Annotated in this window: 22 protein-coding genes; 7 read left to right on the top strand and 15 right to left on the bottom strand. The window is 54.7% G+C overall.

Annotation, left to right across the window (positions count from 1 at the left end; translation table 11 throughout):
• Positions 1-89 precede the first annotated feature (89 nt).
• On the top strand, positions 90-1,655 hold the full coding sequence (ahpF, locus tag OWK27_RS04160) for an alkyl hydroperoxide reductase subunit F (protein WP_267589895.1): 1,566 nt from the start codon (positions 90-92) through the stop codon (positions 1,653-1,655).
• 60 nt (positions 1,656-1,715) lie between these two features.
• Here ahpF and uspG read toward each other — a convergent pair whose 3' ends face one another.
• A complete protein-coding gene (gene uspG, locus OWK27_RS04165; protein ID WP_047052967.1) occupies positions 1,716-2,144 on the bottom strand; it encodes a universal stress protein UspG in 429 nt (142 codons plus the stop codon).
• Positions 2,145-2,325: 181 nt separating this feature from the next.
• Here uspG and OWK27_RS04170 point away from each other — a divergent pair, with 181 nt between their 5' ends.
• Complete coding sequence (locus OWK27_RS04170; RefSeq protein ID WP_267589896.1) at positions 2,326-3,564, top strand: zinc-dependent alcohol dehydrogenase; 1,239 nt, start codon at positions 2,326-2,328, stop codon at positions 3,562-3,564.
• A gap of 107 nt (positions 3,565-3,671) precedes the next feature.
• Here the strand turns inward: OWK27_RS04170 and rnk are convergent, their stop codons facing one another.
• Positions 3,672-4,082, bottom strand: a complete 411-nt coding sequence (rnk, locus tag OWK27_RS04175; RefSeq protein WP_148419232.1) for a nucleoside diphosphate kinase regulator — start codon at positions 4,080-4,082, stop codon at positions 3,672-3,674.
• Positions 4,083-4,344: 262 nt separating this feature from the next.
• Between rnk and OWK27_RS04180 the strand changes: the two genes are divergently transcribed.
• The gene (locus OWK27_RS04180; RefSeq protein WP_148419230.1) at positions 4,345-4,965 is read left to right on the top strand and encodes a flavin reductase family protein; all 621 of its coding nucleotides are present in this window, start codon (positions 4,345-4,347) and stop codon (positions 4,963-4,965) included.
• Between the two features lie 35 nt (positions 4,966-5,000).
• Here the strand turns inward: OWK27_RS04180 and rna are convergent, their stop codons facing one another.
• A complete protein-coding gene (rna, locus tag OWK27_RS04185; protein WP_176610901.1) occupies positions 5,001-5,810 on the bottom strand; it encodes a ribonuclease I in 810 nt (269 codons plus the stop codon).
• A gap of 94 nt (positions 5,811-5,904) precedes the next feature.
• Positions 5,905-7,272 carry an anaerobic C4-dicarboxylate transporter DcuC gene (dcuC, locus tag OWK27_RS04190; protein ID WP_148419226.1) on the bottom strand — a complete coding sequence of 456 codons (1,368 nt, stop codon included), beginning with the start codon at positions 7,270-7,272 and terminating at the stop codon, positions 5,905-5,907.
• An 895-nt stretch (positions 7,273-8,167) separates the two neighbouring features.
• On the opposite strand from dcuC, the gene pagP reads away from it, so the two are divergent.
• Both pagP and cspE read left to right on the top strand, forming a co-directional pair.
• Positions 8,168-8,743 carry a lipid IV(A) palmitoyltransferase PagP gene (gene pagP / locus OWK27_RS04195; protein ID WP_420712931.1) on the top strand — a complete coding sequence of 192 codons (576 nt, stop codon included), beginning with the start codon at positions 8,168-8,170 and terminating at the stop codon, positions 8,741-8,743.
• A gap of 190 nt (positions 8,744-8,933) precedes the next feature.
• Positions 8,934-9,143, top strand: a complete 210-nt coding sequence (cspE, locus tag OWK27_RS04200; RefSeq protein WP_002439184.1) for a transcription antiterminator/RNA stability regulator CspE — start codon at positions 8,934-8,936, stop codon at positions 9,141-9,143.
• Between the two features lie 219 nt (positions 9,144-9,362).
• On the opposite strand, the gene crcB is transcribed toward cspE, so the two are convergent.
• Positions 9,363-9,746 (bottom strand): fluoride efflux transporter CrcB, encoded by a 384-nt coding sequence (gene crcB, locus OWK27_RS04205; protein WP_176610900.1) that lies wholly within the window; start codon positions 9,744-9,746, stop codon positions 9,363-9,365.
• A gap of 67 nt (positions 9,747-9,813) precedes the next feature.
• On the opposite strand from crcB, the gene OWK27_RS04210 reads away from it, so the two are divergent.
• Entirely contained in the window at positions 9,814-10,602 is a 789-nt protein-coding gene (locus OWK27_RS04210; RefSeq protein ID WP_267589897.1) for a deaminated glutathione amidase, read from the top strand.
• Positions 10,603-10,729: 127 nt separating this feature from the next.
• Entirely contained in the window at positions 10,730-10,933 is a 204-nt protein-coding gene (gene tatE / locus OWK27_RS04215; protein WP_003858723.1) for a twin-arginine translocase subunit TatE, read from the top strand.
• An 81-nt stretch (positions 10,934-11,014) separates the two neighbouring features.
• Here the strand turns inward: tatE and lipA are convergent, their stop codons facing one another.
• The 10 genes from lipA to rsfS form a co-directional block, all read right to left on the bottom strand.
• Positions 11,015-11,980, bottom strand: coding sequence for a lipoyl synthase (gene lipA, locus OWK27_RS04220; RefSeq protein ID WP_006809637.1), 966 nt, complete (start codon positions 11,978-11,980; stop codon positions 11,015-11,017).
• Positions 11,981-12,187: 207 nt separating this feature from the next.
• On the bottom strand, positions 12,188-13,141 hold the full coding sequence (locus OWK27_RS04225) for a YbeF family transcriptional regulator (RefSeq protein WP_267589898.1): 954 nt from the start codon (positions 13,139-13,141) through the stop codon (positions 12,188-12,190).
• A gap of 290 nt (positions 13,142-13,431) precedes the next feature.
• Positions 13,432-14,073 (bottom strand): lipoyl(octanoyl) transferase LipB, encoded by a 642-nt coding sequence (gene lipB, locus OWK27_RS04230; RefSeq protein WP_148419214.1) that lies wholly within the window; start codon positions 14,071-14,073, stop codon positions 13,432-13,434.
• 94 nt (positions 14,074-14,167) lie between these two features.
• Positions 14,168-14,431: a DUF493 family protein YbeD gene (gene ybeD / locus OWK27_RS04235; protein ID WP_003858718.1), complete on the bottom strand. Its 264-nt coding sequence runs from the start codon at positions 14,429-14,431 to the stop codon at positions 14,168-14,170.
• A gap of 107 nt (positions 14,432-14,538) precedes the next feature.
• The gene (dacA, locus tag OWK27_RS04240) at positions 14,539-15,750 is read right to left on the bottom strand and encodes a D-alanyl-D-alanine carboxypeptidase DacA (RefSeq protein ID WP_148419212.1); all 1,212 of its coding nucleotides are present in this window, start codon (positions 15,748-15,750) and stop codon (positions 14,539-14,541) included.
• Positions 15,751-15,889: 139 nt separating this feature from the next.
• Positions 15,890-16,990: an endolytic peptidoglycan transglycosylase RlpA gene (rlpA, locus tag OWK27_RS04245; protein ID WP_267589899.1), complete on the bottom strand. Its 1,101-nt coding sequence runs from the start codon at positions 16,988-16,990 to the stop codon at positions 15,890-15,892.
• A gap of 16 nt (positions 16,991-17,006) precedes the next feature.
• Complete coding sequence (gene mrdB / locus OWK27_RS04250; RefSeq protein WP_148419208.1) at positions 17,007-18,119, bottom strand: peptidoglycan glycosyltransferase MrdB; 1,113 nt, start codon at positions 18,117-18,119, stop codon at positions 17,007-17,009.
• A gap of 2 nt (positions 18,120-18,121) precedes the next feature.
• Positions 18,122-20,023, bottom strand: coding sequence for a peptidoglycan DD-transpeptidase MrdA (mrdA, locus tag OWK27_RS04255; RefSeq protein ID WP_267589900.1), 1,902 nt, complete (start codon positions 20,021-20,023; stop codon positions 18,122-18,124).
• Between the two features lie 28 nt (positions 20,024-20,051).
• Positions 20,052-20,519, bottom strand: coding sequence for a 23S rRNA (pseudouridine(1915)-N(3))-methyltransferase RlmH (gene rlmH, locus OWK27_RS04260; RefSeq protein WP_003858701.1), 468 nt, complete (start codon positions 20,517-20,519; stop codon positions 20,052-20,054).
• A gap of 3 nt (positions 20,520-20,522) precedes the next feature.
• The gene (gene rsfS / locus OWK27_RS04265; RefSeq protein WP_148419205.1) at positions 20,523-20,840 is read right to left on the bottom strand and encodes a ribosome silencing factor; all 318 of its coding nucleotides are present in this window, start codon (positions 20,838-20,840) and stop codon (positions 20,523-20,525) included.
• Between the last annotated feature and the right edge of the window lie 54 nt (positions 20,841-20,894).

Raw genomic sequence — 20,894 nt, forward strand, 5'->3', positions numbered from 1 at the left:
CCATTTCATTCCAGCACCATGATGCAAGTTGCATTCAGGCGGCCCTGTAAGGCGGCTTGCATGATGACGTTTTAAGAGAGGGAAGAATAATGCTCGACGCTAACATGAAAACCCAGCTCAAGGCCTACCTTGAGAAACTGACCAAACCAGTTGAGCTGATTGCCACGCTGGACGACAGCGCGAAATCGGCAGAAATCAAAACGCTGCTGACAGAGATCGCCGAGCTGTCGCCGAAGGTGACCTTCAGGGAAGATAACGCGCTTGCCGTCCGTAAGCCTTCTTTCCTGATCGCCAACCCGGGCTCCGACCAGGGGCCGCGTTTTGCTGGCTCTCCGCTGGGTCACGAATTTACCTCACTGGTTCTGGCGCTGCTGTGGACCGGTGGACACCCGTCTAAGGAAGCGCAGGCGCTGCTGGAGCAGATCCGCGATATTGACGGTGATTTTGAGTTTGAAACCTATTACTCGCTCTCCTGCCACAACTGCCCGGACGTGGTGCAGGCGCTGAACCTGATGTCGGTTCTGAACCCGCGCATTAAGCACACGGCGATTGACGGCGGTACGTTCCAGAACGAAATCACGGAACGCAACGTGATGGGCGTTCCGGCGGTTTATCTGAACGGCCAGGAGTTCGGCCAGGGCCGCATGACGCTGACCGAAATCGTTGCCAAAGTGGATACCGGCGCAGAAAAACGCGCGGCGGAAGAGCTGAGCCAGCGTGATGCATACGATGTGCTGATTGTCGGTTCCGGCCCGGCGGGCGCGGCGGCTGCGGTTTATTCCGCACGTAAAGGGATCCGTACCGGCCTGATGGGCGAGCGTTTCGGCGGCCAGGTGCTGGATACCGTAGACATCGAGAACTACATCTCCGTACCGAAAACCGAAGGCCAGAAGCTGGCAGGCGCGCTGAAAGCGCACGTCAGCGATTACGATGTGGACGTTATCGACAGCCAGAGCGCCAGCAAACTGGTTCCGGCGGCGGTGGAGGGTGGCTTACACCAGATTGAAACCGCCTCTGGCGCGGTGCTGAAAGCGCGCAGCGTGATTATTGCCACCGGTGCGAAATGGCGCAACATGAACGTGCCGGGTGAAGATCAGTATCGTACTAAGGGTGTGACCTACTGCCCGCACTGCGACGGCCCGCTGTTCAAAGGCAAGCGCGTGGCGGTGATCGGCGGCGGTAACTCCGGCGTGGAAGCGGCTATTGACCTGGCCGGGATTGTCGAACACGTTACGCTGCTCGAGTTTGCGCCAGAGATGAAAGCGGACCAGGTCCTTCAGGACAAAGTCCGTAGCCTGAAGAACGTCGACATTGTGCTGAATGCCCAGACGACGGAAGTGAAGGGCGACGGCAGCAAGGTGACCGGCCTGGAATACCGTGACCGTATCAGCGGCGATGTGCATAGCGTCTCGCTTTCGGGGATTTTCGTACAGATTGGTCTGCTGCCTAACACCACCTGGCTGGAAGGCGCGATTGAGCGCAACCGCATGGGCGAAATCATGATTGATGCCAAATGCGAAACCAGCGTGAAGGGCGTATTTGCGGCGGGCGACTGTACTACCGTACCGTACAAGCAGATTATCATCGCAACCGGCGAAGGTGCGAAAGCCTCTCTGAGCGCGTTTGATTATCTGATCCGCACCAAAACGGCATAATAAAAGAAAGTAAGACGACACCTGCAATACAGGAGGCCACCCAAAGGTGGCCTCTTTTTTTTATCTGACGACCATCACCGGAATGTGGGTGTGGCGGATCACGCTGGACGCGTTCGACCCCAGCAGGTGAGTCGTGATAGACGGGTTGCGCGAACCGATCACCACCACGTCCGCGTTAAGCTCCCCGGCAAGCTCGTTAACGGCGTCGCGTACGCTGCCGAAGCGGACGTGCGTTTTAATGCGGGAAGGATCGATGCTGAAATGCCCGACCATGGTTTGCAGGCGCGTTTCGGCTTCGTGCTGCAAATGCTCTTCGAAGCGACGCACGTCGGCGGCAAAGCGGTGCAGGCTCAGGCTGGCCGAGCCCGGCAAAACGTGCAGAAGATGAATAATCCCGTCCTGCTGCGCGAGAAATTCCGCGTGACGTACAGCCTTATCACTCAGTTCCATTTCGAAAACATCAACCGGCATAATGATTGTTTGATACATAACCGTTTCTCCTTGTTTATGAACGCTGTAATCATTCAACCACAAAATATAAATGGTTTCTGTAATCCCGACAGCACTTTTTTATTTCGCCAGGATAAATCTCAAAACAGCCGGAATCCGGGGCAGATCCCGTGAGGTAGCTACCCTTTTATAAGCTTACCCACACCCTTTCGGAGGTTGCATGAAAGCTCTTACCTATCACGGTCCCCACCATGTTCGGGTCGATAATGTTCCCGATCCCAGCATTGAACAGCCAGACGATATCATCCTGCGCGTAACCGCCACGGCAATCTGTGGCTCCGATCTGCATCTGTATCGCGGAAAAATTCCTAAGGTTCAGCACGGCGATATCTTTGGTCATGAATTTATGGGCGAAGTGGTGGAGTGCGGGAGCGAGGTGAAAAACGTGCAGAAGGGGGACCGGGTGGTGATCCCGTTTGTGATTGCCTGCGGCGACTGCTTCTTTTGCCAGATGCAACAGTACGCGGCCTGCGAAAACACGAACCGCGGGCAGGGCGCGGCGCTGAACAAAAAGCAAATTCCCGCCCCTGCGGCGCTGTTTGGCTACAGCCATCTTTATGGTGGCGTACCGGGCGGACAAGCGGAGTATGTGCGCGTCCCGAAAGGCAACGTGGGGCCGTTTAAAGTGCCGCAGCTGCTGTCTGACGACAAAGCGCTGTTCCTGTCAGATATTCTGCCTACCGCCTGGCAGGCGGCGAAAAATGCCCAGATCCAGAAAGGCTCCAGCGTTGCCGTATTCGGTGCCGGGCCGGTGGGGCTATTGACCATTGCCTGCGCGCGTCTGCTTGGGGCCGAGCAGATTTTTGTGGTTGACCATCATCCCTATCGGCTGCGGTTTGCCCAGGAGCGCTACGGCGCCATCCCCATCAACTTCGATGACGATAACGACGCGGCGGAAAAAATTATCGAGCAGACGGCCGGGCAGCGCGGGGTGGATGCGGTGATTGATGCCGTCGGATTTGAGGCCAAGGGCAGCACGACGGAAACGATCCTCAGTAACCTGAAAATTGAAGGCAGCAGCGGCAAGGCGCTGCGTCAGTGTATCGCTGCGGTGCGCCGCGGCGGCGTGGTCAGCGTACCGGGCGTCTATGCCGGCTTCATTCACGGCTTCCTGTTTGGCGATGCCTTCGATAAGGGGCTGAGCTTTAAGATGGGGCAGACGCACGTGCATGCCTGGCTGGGGGAACTGCTGCCGCTTATCGAGAGAGGGCTGTTGACGCCGGAGGACATTGTGACCCATTACCTGCCGCTTGCGGATGCGGAGCGTGCCTATAAGATTTTCGAAAAGCGGGAGGAGGAGTGCCGCAAGGTCATTCTGGTGCCCGGGGCAGATACGCCGGAGGCAGCGCAGCAGCAGGTGAAGGGGCTGGTAAATGCCTTCCCGGGCGGCGTCGTGTGAGGTCGCTCACCGGTGGCGTTTAAGCTACAGCACCGCCGCGACGAGGTTGCGGAAAGAGGATGCAGGTGCATCCTCTGTGCAAAGCGGGATCGCTTGTTCAGAAGGGATTAACGCAGGTAATCGCCGGCAGCTTCGGGCTGGTAGAGCAGCTCGAGCACTTCGAGGTGGGCTGAGGCTCCGCCCGGCAGTTCCCAGTGGATGGTATCGCCCGTGCGTAACCCAAGCAGCGCCGCGCCCACGGGAGCCAGAACCGAAAGCTGCGTGCTGCTGTCGGTCATCTGCGCCGGATAAACCAGCGTGCGGGTCAGCTCTTCCCCGGTAGTCAGGTTACGGAACCTCACCCGGCTGTTCATGGTGACCACATCGTGCGGCATGGTCTCAGGCGTACACATCTGCGCCCGGTCTAACTCCTCGTTCAGCGCATCGGCGACCGGCAGAGCGGCAAATTGTGGTTTTTCCAACAGGCGGTCAATACGTTCTGCGTCGAGTTCGTTGATGATAATTGTGGGTCTGGACATTTTTACTCCATGTCGTTAATGCTGCGCGTAACGCAGAAACCAATCCAAAAGAAAACCCTCGCCGTCTGGCAGCGAGGGTTTAACGTGTCTGATGATACTGTCTGAACCGGTAAGTTTGAAGTGATGAGCGTCACATTCATGCGCCATATGAATTTTTGGCAATAATCCAGGCGTCCCGGTTCAAGCTGCACTGAAATTTGGTTACGCTGGGGAAACCGAACCAGGGCAACGCGCATAGCGGCCCCACCGCAGAGAGAGCAATATGTACTTTTACCAACCTTCTCAGGGACACGGCCTGCCGCACGACCCACTGAACGCCATTATCGGCCCGCGTCCCATTGGCTGGATCTCGTCCTGCGACAAGGCCGGCCAGCTGAACCTCGCCCCGTACAGCTTCTTTAACTGCTTTAACTATCGTCCCCCGATAATTGGATTTTCCAGCAACGGCTGGAAGGACAGCGTGCGCAATATTACCGAAACGGGGGAGTTTGTCTGGAACCTCGCCACGCGCGATCTGGCCGGGGCGATGAATGAAACGTCCGCCACGCTTGCGCATGGTGAAGATGAATTTACCTTTGCAGGCCTGACGCCCGCAGCCAGCCAGCTTGTGGGCGCGCCGCGCGTGGCTGAAAGCCCGGTCAATTTTGAATGCCGTTTATCACAGTGTATTCAGCTTACCGGCGCCGATGGCACGCCGATTGATACCTGGCTGGTGCTTGGCGAAGTCGTTGGCGTTCATATTGCCGAAACGCTGCTGGAAGAGGGGATTTACCAGACCGCGAAAGCGCAGCCCATACTGCGTGCGGGCGGGCCGTCGGCCTACTACGGCATCAGCGACAGCCACCGTTTTGACCTGGTGCGCCCGGACGCGCGTCGGGGCTGAGATGCCGCACCGTGCGGCATCTGCCCGCAGGAGCGTCAGTAACCGGCTTTATCGATCACAAACTGTTTGCCGCAGTTGCCCGGATGCGGCTGTGGTGCAAAAGAGCCGGCAGAGAGCGGATTGTTAATGGTGTCGGACTTAAGCGAGATCTGCATTTCGGTCAGATAGGCCGGATTGCCATGGCAGGTGAGCTTGAACGCTTTCACGTTCTGTTTGCCCCAGCTTTTGGCCACGGCGGCATCAAAGTCGCTGCGGCGTACGGTTTTGCCATAGTTTTCCGCCAGAAATTTCCCTGCCGCGCTGCTTTTCACTTCCTGATTCAGGCGCACCATGGTGCCGAAGTAGGCGTCTGGATCAAAACCGAAGCAGACGCCATGTTTCGCATATTCGTAACGTTCAAGGCAGGAATTGCCGCCCGCGCCGGGCATCACGCTGTTCAGCTTCGCCGCGCCCGACAGGGATAGCCCGGTCTCTGCGGCGGCGCATTTGCGGCTGGCTTTTGCCTGCGGCATGTCGGGCACGGGGCGGGTTGCGCAGCCGAAGCGCATCCAGCGGCGCTCATCCACCCCGCGCGCGGCGATGGATTTAGGCAGGCCGGGCCACAGGCCGTGGACGGTCAGAAAATCGGTTTTATTGCTGCTCTCTTTTTGCAGCCGGCATTCGTCCGGCTCGTTGCGGTTACGTTCGACCATGCTCTGGCAAAATCCGGTTTGCCAGGAAAGGGCCAGAACGTAGCGATCGAAATCGGCATACTGCGTTGCCCTGAGCGGGTCTGCCTGCGTTGAGAATACGCAGAGTGCAAGCGCTACTGCGCCAGACGGGATAACGATATCCTTCCTGAACATTTTCTTTCCTGATTGGTTGGGCGCGATTAATTTCTGGGGGTTATTAAAGCACAAAAAGCGCCAACAGGCGCTTTTTGGAAATCAGGAATTTCGCTTAGGCAGCGCCTGGGACCAGCACTTCGGTAGCGATAATGACGATAATCAGGCCAACCAGCACCGGCACCGACGTGCGTTTTACCACTTCAAATGGCGAGATTTTTGCCATACCGGCAACCGCCACCACCACGCCCGATACCGGAGAGATGGTACGACCCAGGTTAGAGGCCTGAAGCATCGGAATGGAGAGATAAGCCGGGTTGATGCCGGAGGAGTGTGCCAGTTTAGGGATCATCTCGACGAAGGCGTAGAACGGGGCGTTACCGGAACCGGTGGTCATTGCCGCCAGCATGGTCAGCACGACCAGCACCAGCATCAGGATAATGCTGGCCGAGCCGAACGAGGTGGCGATGGAGATCAGACTCTGGATAAAGCCGATGGTGCTCAGCCCCTGGGCAAAGACGCCTGCGGCCACCAGCAGCATTACCACGCCCGCGAAGGCATCGGCCATTCCGCGGTAGGCGACTTCCAGACCGGAGAATACTTTCTGCGTATTGAAGCCACGCACAAATTCCAGCAGGGCCGCCAGCAGCATGCAGATCACCAGAATGGTGATGATGTGCAGCTGCGGGCCCCATTTGCCGTCAAAGATAAGCACGCCAATAATCGGGGTGAACGGCAGGATGGAGTAAAACGCCGGGGCAGTGGTGGTGATTTCACTCACGTCCATCATCTCGTGGCTGATGTTCTCCTTCTTGTCGAGATAGCGCTGCCAGAAGAAATGCGCCACGCCCATGCCGAGAATGGCCGTAATCGAGATCGGCAGCGTGGTCTTGAAGGCGAAGTCAATCAGCGACATTTCCGCCGCTTTCGCGGCCAGCACTACGTCACCGGAAGTAGGGGAGAGGATAATCGCCGCCGGAGAGGCGCAGATAGCCGCTGCCGCGCCGCGGCTGATCCCGACGTTGACCATCACCGGGAACAACGTCGCCATTAGCAGCACGCCAAGACCCGTGGCGGAGGAAACGGCTAACGACATCAGGCAGGCCAGGAAGTAGGCTGCGACCATCAGCAGGTAGGGGGAGTTGATATATTGCAGCGGCTTAGAGGCCAGCTTCACGACCATATCATTGGCGCCGATATGGGTCATATAGGCCGCAAAGCCGCAGAGCATCATGATCATCATGCCCAGATCGCCGCCGCGGCTCATCAGCAGAATTTTAATATATTCCACAATATCGGTGGCGGTATACCCGGTGCTGGCTTCGCTGGCCGGTAAAACCTGATGGCCCATTAGCGCGCTGATAATCAGCAGCGTCAGGCCGCCAACGAAGAGCACGCCGGTGGCCGAGTACCCTTTAATGATGTAGCGCGCTACACCGACAATGACCACGACTCCGATGAGGAGTTCGAGAAAAGTAAGCATGATTTCCCCTGTATCCTTGCTGCCCGAGAGCACAAATAATCAATAGAAAAAGAAGCCTGAAATGTGCCGAATAAATGGCCTGTTCTTGCTGATTAAAATCAAGAAAGCGACTACTAAAGGCGATGATGACGATATTTTTGCTAACCCTGCATCATTTATATTAAGTCGTTATTGACCTGATTAATAGCGATTACATGTCATTAATTTGAGGGTGAAGTGTTAAGCTTTTGAGTATTACTTGCCGTTTGCCGTACCGCAAGCCAGAGCGCGTTTGGCAAAGCCGGTCGTGTAGACCCGAGAACCGCTTCCGCACCGGCGTTTTCGTCGGTGAGGCAATCCCGGGAGGTGATAGCCTGGACATCCTCGCGCTCGCCATGAGCATAAACGCGCAACGGCCACGCTCAAAATAGCCTTGCCTGTTGCGCTGATATTTATATTCTTCATTGTATGGTTAACGCTTTAAGCGGATAACCGGTGTCCTGTTAATAATAGCGGCCTTAGCGGTCTGGTTTATTTCCTTTTCCGGAATGGTGGAAGAGTTTGACGTAATTATGGTTCTCTTTGAAACTTGCGAATAATAAATATTCCAGCGTTAAGCCTGAGGGGGAATACCGCGCCGCGCGAGTGTCCGAAGATAGCCTCCGCTATGGGGGGCCGTCGTGTGGGGCGGTGGGCGTGGTCCGGAGCCGAACCGGCGCGTCGCCGCGCTGTATGAAATGTTACGTCAACGTTAAATATGTCACCTGCTCGTGCTTATTCAGGCACGCTGGTCTTATCTTATAAGAGTGGTCTTAATAGTACGTGAGTAATTAGGAATAACACCAATGCCGTTAAGCATTCATTCAAGTATTCTGTGCTAAGGTCTGTACCGAATACTGAATATGGTAATGGCATTGTGATTGTACGAATTAAATTCCCCCTGATTTTATTGTTTATTATTGGTCAGCTCTCTTTCGCATCCGTTGTTAATGCACAAAGCAACACAGCGGATAAAGGCTGGTTCTCCACGTTCACCGACAATGTTGCGCAAACGTGGAACGAACCCGAGCATTACGATCTCTACATTCCGGCCATTACCTGGCATGCACGTTTTGCCTACGACAAAGAAAAAACGGACCGCTATAACGAGCGTCCGTGGGGAGCCGGTTTTGGCCAGTCTCGCTGGGATGAAAAAGGCAACTGGCATGGCCTGTACCTGATGGCGTTTAAGGACTCCTACAACAAATGGGAGCCCATTGGCGGCTACGGCTGGGAAAAAACCTGGCGACCGTTATCAGACGATAACTTCCGTCTGGGGCTGGGCTATACGGCTGGGTTTACGGCGCGCGATAACTGGAAATATATTCCTGTTCCGGTGCTTCTGCCGCTCGCCTCTATCGGTTATGGCCCGGCAACGTTCCAGATGACCTACATACCGGGCACCTACAACAACGGAAACGTTTACTTCGCCTGGATGCGTTTTCAGTTTTAACTGAATTTGCACGGTGAGCTGGACAAAAAATGCACTGGTAATGAATTGTAAAGGATAAAAATCGGACAGCGAAAATTAACGCGACTTTTGTCACTTTTTATCAAAGATCCGCTGGACAAAACGCCTCACAATTGTTGTACTGATACCCGACACAGCATTTGTGTCGTTTTTTAATGTAAAGGTAATTTTGATGTCTAAGATTAAAGGTAACGTTAAGTGGTTTAATGAGTCCAAAGGATTCGGTTTCATTACTCCTGAAGATGGCAGCAAAGACGTGTTCGTACACTTCTCTGCAATCCAGTCTAATGGTTTCAAAACTCTGGCTGAAGGTCAGCGCGTTGAGTTTGAAATCACTAACGGTGCCAAAGGCCCTTCTGCTGCTAACGTAATCGCTCTGTAATTCAGACGCGTCAGCAAGAATTTCAAAACCCGCTCACTGAGCGGGTTTTTTTCGTTCTGAATCAACCTGTAAGATAGATTTTCAGAAAGCTGGCGACGATTAACACGCTCAGCACTACCATTCCCGCGCTTAGCAGATTTTCCTTCATGCTATCACCCTCGTTCAGTTTTGCGCCAAGAGTGACAGAGAAAAATTAAGCCAACATTAAGGCTGGCGGGCTTAGTGCGCGCTGGCGGTAGAAAATAACCAAAACGCGATCGCGGTCATCGCAAACGATCCAAGCATGTTAACGGCAATGTTCGCCAGCGCCCAGCCCACGCGGCCTTCCTGAAACAGAAACACAACTTCCGCAGAGAAGGTCGAAAACGTCGTTAACCCGCCGCAGAACCCGGTCGTGATCAGCACTTTCCACATTGGGTCGATAGACGTCATGCGGTTAAACCAGGCCAGCCCCATTCCGATAATAAATGCGCCAATCAGGTTTGCTGCCAGTGTGCCCATCGGTATGGCCTGATGCAGAGGGTTAAAGCGCATGCTTAAGAGCCACCGTGCAACGCTACCCGTGCCCCCGCCAATAAAAACGGCTATAAGTAGTTGTAACACTGTCAATACCTGCTATTTGATGTGTGAGTGCGTCGAGTGTAACGCTGTTTTTAACCGGGAGACAATTATGTATGTTGCGGTAGGGCAGTTTGCGGTAACGCCGGACTGGAATGAAAACGCGCGTAAATGCGTCTCCCTGATGCGTCAGGCGAAGCAAATGGGGGCGTCGTTGCTGGTGCTGCCTGAGGCGTTACTGGCACGCGATGACAGCGACCCGGATCTGTCGGTAAAGTCTGCGCAAATGCTGGAAGGGGCGTTTTTAAAGCTACTTCTGGCCGAGAGCGTCGGCAACTCGCTCACCACCATATTAACCATCCACGTGCCCTCCACGCCCGGGCGGGCGGTCAACACGCTGGTGGCCATACGTGAAGGCGCAATTGTTGCGAGCTACGGCAAACTTCATCTGTACGATGCGTTCAGCATTCAGGAGTCGCGCCTGGTCGATCCGGGCAGCGTTATTCCGCCGCTGATTGAGGTGGCGGGTTTTAGCGTCGGGCTAATGACCTGCTACGATATTCGTTTTCCCGAGCTGGCGCTGAACCTGGCGTTGCAGGGAGCCGAGGTGCTGGTTCTGCCTGCTGCCTGGGTCAAAGGACCTCTTAAGGAGCACCACTGGGCGACGCTGCTTGCCGCACGCGCGCTGGATACCACCTGCTATGTGGTAGCCGCGGGGGAATGTGGTAACAGGAATATCGGGCAGAGCAGAGTAGTCGATCCGCTGGGGGTTACCGTTGCCGCGGCGGCGGAAGAGCCCGCGTTACTGATGACGGAGATAAGTTCAGCGCGAATAGCGCTTGCGCGTCAGCAATTACCCGTTCTGCGTAACCGCAGGTTTGCGCCACCGCAATTAATATGATGTTTTTTTCAACAATGCTTGATTCACCTTGTTACAGATTGCTATTGTGTGCGCGCGCCAAATGTCCGTTAATACGTTCAGGTTTTTGGCGCTGACTTGCAGCCTGTTTCATGTAAAGAAGGTATTTATGGGTGAGATTAGTATTACCAAACTGCTGGTGGTTGCCGCACTGGTCGTCCTGCTGTTCGGTACCAAGAAGTTACGCACGCTGGGTGGAGACCTGGGTGCTGCCATTAAGGGCTTTAAGAAAGCAATGAACGATGATGACGCGGCAGCGAAGAAAAGTGCCGAAGACGACATCACGGCACAGAAGCTGTCCCACAAAGAGTAATGGCAATGCTGCAAGGCTTGCATAAAAAAACCGGCTAACGAGGCCGGTTTTTTTTATAACTGTAAAAAAGTATGTCAGGGCTTATTTTACTTCTTCGCCTTTCGCCTGCATATCGGCGTGATATGACGAGCGAACGAAAGGACCACAGGCCGCGTGGGTAAAGCCCATCGCCATCGCTTCGGCTTTCATCTCGTCGAACTCGTCCGGGCTCACGTAGCGCTGCACGGGCAGATGGTGACGGCTTGGCTGCAAATACTGGCCCAGGGTCAGCATCGTGACGCCGTGGCGGCGCAGATCGCGCATCACTTCAATGATTTCGGCATTCGTTTCCCCCAGGCCAACCATCAGGCCAGACTTGGTAGGAATATGCGGATGTGCTTCTTTAAAGCGCTCCAGCAGCTTCAGGGACCAGTTATAGTCCGCACCAGGACGCACCTGACGATAAATACGCGGTACGTTCTCGAGGTTGTGGTTGAACACGTCTGGTGGCGTTGCGGTCAGGATATCGAGCGCGCGGTCCATACGGCCACGGAAGTCCGGAACCAGCGTCTCAATCTTAATGTTCGGGCTTTTTTCGCGGATCGCGGTAATGCAGTCAGCAAAGTGCTGAGCACCGCCATCGCGCAGGTCATCACGGTCGACGGAGGTGATAACAACGTAACGCAGCGCCATATCGGCAATCGTCTGCGCCAGCTTCTGCGGTTCATTCGCGTCAGGCGCAACGGGACGGCCATGGGCAACGTCACAGAACGGACAGCGGCGGGTACAGATGGCACCCAAAATCATAAACGTCGCGGTACCGTGATTGAAACATTCAGCAAGGTTAGGGCAGGAGGCTTCTTCACAGACGGAGTGAAGGCCATTTTTGCGCATCGCCGCTTTGATCCCCTGGATACGCGAAGAGTCAGCCGGAAGTTTAATTTTCATCCATTCCGGTTTTCTTAACAGCGCCTCGCGCTCTGTAGCCACGTTTTTAACCGGGATAAGGGCCATTTTATCGGCATCGCGGTATTTAACACCGCGTTCCATCACAATGGGTTTACTCATAGCGTGCGTGTTCCAGTTGCGAATATCGAAGGAAAGCGTTTCATTTCAAGGGAATGTTGTAATTATCAACTATTTTTGAACGAACGACAGGCAGTATATCATTTAAAGGGGCGATAAAGCAGCCTGCCAGGTCGCCAATTTGTAAAATAGTTGTTGTTTTGTGCCTTTTGCCCCGCGAGCGGCAGGGGCTTGTGCTGAAAGGCGGGATCAGAAAGCATGGCGGATGACGTTAATGACGTTTTCCAGTACCGGATCGCGAAGGCTGAGCTTGTTGTAATGCAGTGAGATTTCAACAGATTCTGTATTAAGCTGACCCAGCGGAATGTTCTCGAGTGGCCAGCATTTCTGGAGCAGTTCGAAGAGCCTTACGGGCATGATACAGAGCAGGTCGCTGCTGCCAATCAGGGCCGCAACGGTAAACATATTGTAACTGCTGAAGCTAACCAGACGGTCCGGGAACAGCTCTTCAATCCGCTGTCGCAGCGGATCCTGCCTTTGCCCCTCGGCCATAAATGACGCATGTTCATACTGGCGCAAATTTTCTGGCGTCAGCGGCGCGCCTAACGCCGGATGGTGTTGACGGCAAACGAGCGCCAGGCTGTCGGAATAAAGGACGTGCTGCCCCAGCGCCCTGGCCTGGAAGCTGTTGCTGTCGATGATCAGATCCGTCTGGAACTGCGCCAGCTGGGTTTCCGGATCGCTGACGGGCACGTTGCGGATCAGCAGCTGTGGCGCATGCTGTTTTATCGCCTGATAGATAGCCGGCATCACCAGAACGCCCACCGAGGGAGAGGTGCCAATGGTGATGGTTCTTTGCTTGTCATAGCTGCCGGTAAGATCCAGCGCGCCCAGAATCGATTCCAGACCCTGGCTGATATACTCATGGAGGTGAGTGGCGTACGCGGTTGGCGTTACCCCCTGGCCTTTACGAATAAATAAAGGGTCGGGAAATATAGCGCGCAATTTTTGAATGGACTGGCTAATAGCGGAGGGCGTGAGATTAAGAATTTTCGCAGCATTAACGATACCTTTATGGACATATACCGCCTCAAAAATAGTCAATAAATTGAGATCAATATTACGTAAAGTCCGAAAAATTTGCGGCTTATCTTCGCCGCTGGTTTCATTCAGGCGTTTGGCTGGTAAATTAGTAGGCTCCACGCTCTTACTCCGTATCCATTCACAATATGAATGATAGTTGAATTTATTTAATATGCTTGCAGAGATTCGTAAAGTGTTCGGTATGTTTCCCTTAATTATCGAAAACAAGCAGTTGGGTGATTGTCACGCATGTTACAGGCTACCGTCGATGGTACTATTAAGGTTCTAATTAATATGTAGCGCTAATATATGGGCGACTCGAAAATATAGAATATGCGGTTTATTGTAAAGCGTAAATGCGGGAATTAAGCAGTGGCTCAGCAAATAAATGAGCCACTGTCGGAAGCGGGTTAAGCAGCAATATATTCGTGGGCAGGATTGTTAAGCAGTGCTAAAAAGTTCTTCAGAAGCACGGGCCGGATAACCTCAGGCGTGGCGCTTTCGACCCACTGGCACATTTGCGTCATCTCCATGCCGGCGTATCCGCAGGGGTTGATGCGCTGGAAGGGGGCGAGATCCATATTGATATTCAGCGCCAGGCCGTGGAACGAGCAGCCCTTTCGGATACGCAGGCCCAGCGAACAGATCTTCATTTCACCTACGTAGACGCCCGGCGCATCAGCGCGGGGGTGAGCATCGATGCCGTACTCAGCGAGCGTGTTCACTACGGTTTGTTCCAGCAATGTCACCAGCTCGCGCACGCCCAGCTTTCTGCGTTTCAGGTTAAGCAAAACATACATAACCTGCTGTCCCGGACCGTGGTAGGTTACCTGTCCACCGCGATCGCTCTGGATCACCGGGATGTCGCCCGTCATCAGCAGATGTTCGGCTTTTCCTGCCTGGCCTTGCGTGAACACCGGCAGGTGTTCAACCAGCCAGATTTCATCAGGGGTGGCGTCATCGCGCGTATCGGTAAAGTCATGCATAGCCTGAGAGACAGGCTCGTAAGGCTGTAGCCCAAGATGGCGGACAAGAATTTTATCCTGGTACAAAAGGATGTCTCCGAAGACAGGGGAGAATAGGTAGCGGGGATTATATCACAGCGGGAAGAGGGGTTACCCGGCAAACCGGGCAACCGCAGAGGGACTACAGCACCATACGAACAATTTCGATGTTGCCAAGCTCTTCGTACAGCGTTTCAACCTGCTCAATGTGCGTGGCGGTGATGGTGATTGAGACCGAGTGGTAGTTACCTTTGCTGCTCGGTTTTACCGACGGAGAGTAGTCGCCCGGCGCATGGCGCTGTACCACTTCAACCACCTGATCAACCAGCTCAGGTTTCGCCAGACCCATCACTTTGTAAGTAAATGGAGTAGGGAATTCAAGCAGTTCGTTAAGTTTGGTTTTCATGTCAGCTCCGGCGTGTGTGTAAAAAATAATAACTCCCGCCACGGGGCGGGAGTTTTACTGATACGTAGTATATGGGGATCAAAATCACACTTTCAAGTGTTCAGTTTTTAACCAAACCAGTGGTGGAACATCAGCTTAATGTAATCAATAATTTTGCCGAAGAAATTGCCTTCCGGAATTTCATCCAGCACCACCAGTGGACGCTGATCGATGGTTTTGCCATCCAGCTGGAAGTTGATGGTGCCAACGACCTGGTTTTTATGCAGCGGCGCGTGCAGCTCGGTGGTGTTCAGCACGTAGCTGGCTTTCAGATCCTTCATGCGGCCGCGCGGGATAGTCAGATAAAGATCTTTATCGACGCCCAGGGAAGCGCGGTCATTGTCGCCAAACCAGACGGGTTCTGAGGCAAACTCTTTACCGGCCTTCAGCGGATTCACGGTTTCGAAGAAGCGGAAGCCCCAGGTCAGCAGCTTTTTGCTTTCCGTTTCGCGTCCTTTAAAGGTGCGGCCCCCCATCACGGCAGAGATCAGGCGCATCTGGCCTTCGGTCGCGGAAGCCACCAGGTTGTAACCGGCTTTGTCGGTGTGGCCCGTTTTAATGCCGTCAACGTTCAGGCTGTTATCCCACAGCAGGCCGTTACGGTTAGTCTGACGGATGCCGTTAAAGGTGAACTCTTTCTCTTTGTAGATAGAGTACTCGTTCGGCACGTCACGGATCAGCGCCTGACCAATCAGCGCCATGTCACGCGCAGAGCTGTACTGGCCCTCTGCGTCCAGGCCGTGTACGGTCTGGAAGTGGGTATTTTTGAGGCCCAGCGCGGAGACGTAGCTGTTCATCAGGCCGACAAACGCATCCTGGCTACCCGCCGCAAAATCGGCCATTGCCACGCAGGCGTCGTTACCGGATTGCAGGTTAATACCACGGATCAGCTGAGAGACCGGAACCTGCATGCCTGGCTTCAGGAACATCAGGGATGAACCTTTAAATACCGGGTTACCGGTTGCCCACGCGTCGTTACCAATAGTCACCAGGTCGGTTTCTTTGAATTTACCTGCCTTCATTGCCTGGCCGATAACGTAGCTGGTCATCATCTTGGTCAGGCTGGCCGGATCGCGACGGACATCGGCATTCTGTTCTGCCAGAACTTTGCCAGAGTTGTAGTCAATCAGGATGTAGGATTCCGCGTCGATCTGCGGAACGCCAGGGATCATGGTCTTGATGTTCAGGTCATCCGCGTGTGCTGCGGAGAGTGCAGCAGCGCAAAGGGCCGTGGTCAGCGCGATGCGCTGCACAAAACGAGCAGAAAAAGTGGTCTTCATGGTCAGAACTACGACATCCGTGATGGAATTAAAAAAAGTGCCTTACTATAGCAAAAGCTATACAGGCAGGCATCCGACTTTCATCATGAGAGTGTTAACGTCATTTACACAAACTGACATTTCGGATACCACCGATTAATTACTTCGCAACAGTGATAAACGACTGAAGTTGCGCCTCGCTCTGCAGGCGCTGCTGCAGTGACGCAGCCTGCGATTTACCGGTAAACGGACCCATCTGGATACGCCATACCGCACCGTTTTGCTCTACGCGGCCAGGCACGCCAAACTGCTGGCTTAAACGCTGCTGATACTGCTCTGCACGGGCTCGATCGCTGACGGCGCCCACCTGAACTACGTAGCTGCCGCTTGCCGCAGCGGGTGCAGCAGTTTGGGTGGCAGCAGGGGCGGTCACCGGAGCGGGTTGTGCTGCGGGGGCCGCAACGACAGGCGCGGGAGCGGGTTCATCTGATTCAATCACGCCAGAGGCTAACGTGGTGGGAGCGCCGAGAAAGCCGCTGCTTTTCACCGGAGCGCCTGTCGCATCGTCGCTTTGCAGCGTATCGTTGCTGATGGCGCGCACTTCGCCCTGCGGCTGAGCAGGCTCTGAAGGCGTTGACGCGCCTCCCATGCCGCCGCTCAGGTCCGGACGAGCGGGCAGGGCGTAGGTCTGTTTTGCAACGGTGGTACAGGCGGTACCCGGGCCGGACAGCGTACCGTCCTGCGCCACGATGATTGGGTCAATACGCACTTTGGTATTATTAGAGGTGTTGAGACGATCGGCCGCCGCGCGCGACAGGGAGATAACGCGGTCGTTACCGTAAGGGCCACGGTCGTTAATACGCACTACGATCATGCGACCATTCGCCAGGTTAGTGATGCGCGCGTAGCTTGGGATTGGCAGCGTCGGATGTGCCGCCGTAATCTGCATCGGATCGAAGGTTTCACCTGACGCGGTCAGGTTGCTGCCTGGCTCAGCATCATAGATGGCGGCAAGGCCGGCCTGGCTAAAACGGGCGGGATCCTGGACGATTTTGTAGCTTTTGCCGTCGCGCTGATAGTCCTGATTCACGCTGGGGTTCAGCGGTTCATAAACGGGATCGGCACCGCTAATTTCAACAATCGGGCCGTTACAGACCGCAGGCTGCGGCGGCGCGACGGTTGCCTGTTGCTGACCATCATCACTTGTGCAGGCTGCAAGTAAACTTGCAGCGATGCAGATCCCCAGCCACTGCTTACGCATTGCGATCCCCTTATTTTTATACGCTTTTGGACAACATTTTCCTGTGGGTATGGATCGACATTACGATACCAAACCCGGCCATCAACACGATCAGTGCCGAGCCCCCGTAACTCACCAGCGGCAGCGGCACGCCTACAACCGGCAGAATACCACTCACCATACCAATATTTACGAAGACATAAACGAATAAAATTAACATTAATCCACCCGCCATTACCCGGCCAAAGGTGGTCTGCGCCCGTGCGGCAATATAGAGCCCGCGCATGATCAGCAGCAGGTACAGTCCAAGCAGAACCAGGATACCAACCAGCCCTAACTCCTCAGCCAGAACGGCAAAGATAAAGTCAGTGTGGCGTTCCGGTAAGAATTCAAGCTGTGACTGCGTACCGTGCAGCCAGCCTTTTCCGCGCAGGCCGCCGGAGCCAATCGCAATTTTCGACTGAATAATATGATAGCCTGCACCCAGCGGATCGGTCTCTGGATCGAGCAGCATCATCACGCGCTGGCGCTGATAGTCATGCATCAGGAAGAACCAGAGAATAGGGATAAAGGCAGCCAGCAGGACGACCGCGATGCCGATCAAACGCCAGCTCAGGCCGGACAGGAACAGTACGAACAGACCGGAGAGGGCGATAAGAATCGAGGTGCCGAGGTCCGGCTGCGCGGCCACGAGGAGCGTTGGCAGGAAAATCAGCACCAGCGCAATGGCGGTATTTTTCAGCGACGGCGGACAGACGTCGCGGTTGATAAAGCGTGCAACCATCAACGGGACGGCGATTTTGGCAATTTCCGACGGCTGGAAGCGAACAATCCCCAGATCCAGCCAGCGTTGCGCGCCTTTGGATATGGCACCGAACGCATCGACTGCCACCAGCAAAATAATACAGAAAATATAGAGATAGGGCGCCCAGCCTTCATAGACGCGGGGCGGTATTTGCGCCATTACCACCATAATGACCAGGCCCATAGCGATCTGGCCGATTTTACGCTCCATCATGCCGATGTCCTGACCGCTGGCGCTCCAGATAACCAGAGCGCTGTAAACCAGCAGAGCCAGCAGGATCAGCAGCATGGCAGGGTCGATGTGGATCTTATCCCACAACGATTTTTTATTTGGATTATCCGTCATGATTATTGGTCCTCCGCCGCAGCGGCTGCCGGGTTTTCGGCTGGCAGTACGGTGTTGTTATCGCCCAGCATGATGTGGTCGAGGATTTGACGCATGATGGTCCCCACCGCCGGGCCTGCGCCGCCGTTTTCCAGAATCATCGCCACCGCAACCTGCGGGTTATCATAAGGGGCAAACGCTGTCATGAGCTTATGGTCACGCAGACGTTCGGCAATTTTGTGCGCGTTATAGGTTTCATTCGCTTTCAGACCGAAGACCTGTGCAGTACCCGATTTGGCCGCGATTTTATACGGTGCGCCAGCGAAGTATTTGTGCGCCGTCCCGTTAGGGCGGTTGGCGATGCCATACATTCCGTCTTTCGCGATTTCCCAGAAGCCTGAGTGGATATCGCCCACCGGCGGCTCGTGCGGCTGTATCCACGGCACTTTTTTGCCGTTTTCAACGGTACTTTGCAGCAGGTGCGGCACTTTCACCACGCCATCGTTAATAAGGATCATCATCGCCTTATTCATCTGCAACGGCGTTGCCGTCCAGTAGCCCTGGCCGATCCCTACTGGAATGGTGTCACCCTGATACCAGGGCTTTTTAAAGCGCTTCTGTTTCCATTCGCGGGTTGGCATATTGCCGGAGCGCTCTTCCGCGAGATCGATACCGGTGTAGTGCCCGTAGCCGAATTTGCTCATCCATTCAGAAAGACGGTCAATACCCATGTCGTAGGCGACCTGATAGAAGAAGGTATCCGCAGACTCTTCCAGCGATTTGGTTACGTTCAGATGGCCGTGGCCCCATTTTTTCCAGTCGCGGTAGCGTTTTTCAGAGCCAGGCAGCTGCCACCAGCCCGGGTCAAACAGGCTGGTATTACGGTTAATGACGCCCGCGCTCAGGGCAGAAACGGCGACATACGGTTTAACCGTTGAGGCCGGAGGATAGACCCCCTGCGTCGCGCGGTTCACCAGCGGGGTGTTTGGATCGTTGAGCAGGCCGGAGTAGTCCTTGCTGGAGATGCCGTCCACGAAGAGGTTCGGATCATAGCTTGGCATAGAAACCATCGACAGGATGCCGCCCGTTCTCGGGTCGGTCACGATAACGGCAGCACGGCTACCGGCCAGCAGCGTTTCGATATACTGCTGAAGCTTCAGGTCGATCGTCAAATAGACGTCATGCCCCGCCTGCGGCGGCACCTCTTTTAGCTGACGGATCACGCGGCCACGGTTGTTTACCTCAACTTCTTCATAGCCGGTCTGGCCGTGCAGAACATCTTCGTAATAGCGTTCGATCCCCAGCTTGCCAATGTCGTGCGTGGCGGCGTAGTTGGCCAGCTTGCCGTCTTTATCAAGGCGTTCGACGTCTTTATCGTTAATCTTGGAGACGTAGCCAATCACGTGCGTCAGCGCGGAGCCGTAAGGGTAGTATCGGCGCTTATAGCCTTTGACTTCCACCCCGGGGAAACGGTACTGGTTAACGGCAAAACGGGCGACCTGCACTTCCGTCAGGTTGGTTTTAACCGGAATCGAGGTGAAGCGGTGAGAACGTGCGCGCTCTTTTTTGAACGCGGCGATGTCGTCGTCATTGAGGTCAACGACGCTTCTCAGCGCGTTCAGCGTATCCTGCACGTTATCGACTTTCTCCGGCATCATCTCTATCTGGTAGATGGTGCGGTTTAGCGCCAGCGGGGTGCCGTTACGATCGTAGATAATGCCGCGGCTGGGCGCGATGGGCACCAGCTTGATACGGTTTTCGTTTGAGCGGGTCTGGTAATCGGTATAGCGGACAATTTGCAGATTGTAGAGGTTGGCGATCAGCACGCCGGTAAGCAGCAAAATCCCCGTAAAGGCGACCAGCGCCCGGCGCACAAACAGCGCGGACTCAGCCGTATAGTCGCGAAAAGAATTCTGTAGTTTCATCCGCTGCTTAAATTACCCTGGTCAGTCATTACTCGCGGTGATAAGGGTGGTTGGTAGTAATGCTCCATGCGCGATACAGACTTTCTGCCACGAGAACCCGCACAAGCGGGTGGGGCAGCGTCAGCGCAGAGAGTGACCAACTTTGTTCTGCTGCCGCTTTGCAGGCGGGAGATAACCCTTCCGGTCCGCCAATCAACAGGCTGACGTCACGGCCATCCTGTTTCCAGCGCTCCAGTTCGTGCGCCAGCTGCGGCGTATCCCAGGGCTTGCCCGGGATGTCGAGAGTCACGATGCGGTTTTTGCCTGCGGCAGCCAGCATCAGCTCTCCCTCTTTATCGAGAATACGTTTGATATCCGCGTTCTTGCCGCGCTTTCCTGCTGGGATCTCCACCAGTTCGAACGGCATATCTTTAGGAAAACGACGCAGATATTCAGTAAAACCGGTTTGTACCCAGTCAGGCATTTTGGTGCCGACGGCGACCAGCTGCAACTTCACGCATTAACCCCAGAGTTTTTCCAGCTCATACAGGCGACGGCTCTCTTCCTGCATGACGTGGACAATAACATCGCCGAGATCGACAACCACCCAGTCAGCGGTCGTTTCACCTTCAACGCCCAGCGGAAGCAGCCCTGCCGCGCGCGATTCCTGAACAACATGGTCAGCAATCGAAACAACGTGACGAGTTGAGGTACCGGTGCAGATGATCATGCAGTCGGTGATGCTGGATTTACCTTTAACGTCGATAGCGATGATGTCCTGACCTTTCAGGTCATCAATTTTGTCGATAACAAAATCCTGGAGTGCTTTACCCTGCAAGTTTTCCCCCTGGGTGAATGAGATTGTACAACTGTGAATTCGTGGTCAGACAGT

It is taken from the genome of Enterobacter cloacae complex sp. 2022EL-00788, from assembly GCF_026627565.1.
In the GTDB taxonomy this organism is placed as follows: Bacteria; Pseudomonadota; Gammaproteobacteria; order Enterobacterales; family Enterobacteriaceae; genus Enterobacter; species Enterobacter pasteurii.

Excerpts from the sequence above, each read along its gene's own strand:
- ahpF (WP_267589895.1), top strand. The coding sequence starts at position 90 with ATGCTCGACGCTAACATGAAAACCCAGCTCAAGGCCTACCTTGAGAAA.
- uspG (WP_047052967.1), bottom strand. The coding sequence starts at position 2,144 with ATGTATCAAACAATCATTATGCCGGTTGATGTTTTCGAAATGGAACTG.
- OWK27_RS04170 (WP_267589896.1), top strand. The coding sequence starts at position 2,326 with ATGAAAGCTCTTACCTATCACGGTCCCCACCATGTTCGGGTCGATAAT.
- rnk (WP_148419232.1), bottom strand. The coding sequence starts at position 4,082 with ATGTCCAGACCCACAATTATCATCAACGAACTCGACGCAGAACGTATT.
- OWK27_RS04180 (WP_148419230.1), top strand. The coding sequence starts at position 4,345 with ATGTACTTTTACCAACCTTCTCAGGGACACGGCCTGCCGCACGACCCA.
- rna (WP_176610901.1), bottom strand. The coding sequence starts at position 5,810 with ATGTTCAGGAAGGATATCGTTATCCCGTCTGGCGCAGTAGCGCTTGCA.
- dcuC (WP_148419226.1), bottom strand. The coding sequence starts at position 7,272 with ATGCTTACTTTTCTCGAACTCCTCATCGGAGTCGTGGTCATTGTCGGT.
- cspE (WP_002439184.1), top strand. The coding sequence starts at position 8,934 with ATGTCTAAGATTAAAGGTAACGTTAAGTGGTTTAATGAGTCCAAAGGA.
- OWK27_RS04210 (WP_267589897.1), top strand. The coding sequence starts at position 9,814 with ATGTATGTTGCGGTAGGGCAGTTTGCGGTAACGCCGGACTGGAATGAA.
- tatE (WP_003858723.1), top strand. The coding sequence starts at position 10,730 with ATGGGTGAGATTAGTATTACCAAACTGCTGGTGGTTGCCGCACTGGTC.
- lipA (WP_006809637.1), bottom strand. The coding sequence starts at position 11,980 with ATGAGTAAACCCATTGTGATGGAACGCGGTGTTAAATACCGCGATGCC.
- ybeD (WP_003858718.1), bottom strand. The coding sequence starts at position 14,431 with ATGAAAACCAAACTTAACGAACTGCTTGAATTCCCTACTCCATTTACT.
- dacA (WP_148419212.1), bottom strand. The coding sequence starts at position 15,750 with ATGAAGACCACTTTTTCTGCTCGTTTTGTGCAGCGCATCGCGCTGACC.
- rlpA (WP_267589899.1), bottom strand. The coding sequence starts at position 16,990 with ATGCGTAAGCAGTGGCTGGGGATCTGCATCGCTGCAAGTTTACTTGCA.
- mrdB (WP_148419208.1), bottom strand. The coding sequence starts at position 18,119 with ATGACGGATAATCCAAATAAAAAATCGTTGTGGGATAAGATCCACATC.
- mrdA (WP_267589900.1), bottom strand. The coding sequence starts at position 20,023 with ATGAAACTACAGAATTCTTTTCGCGACTATACGGCTGAGTCCGCGCTG.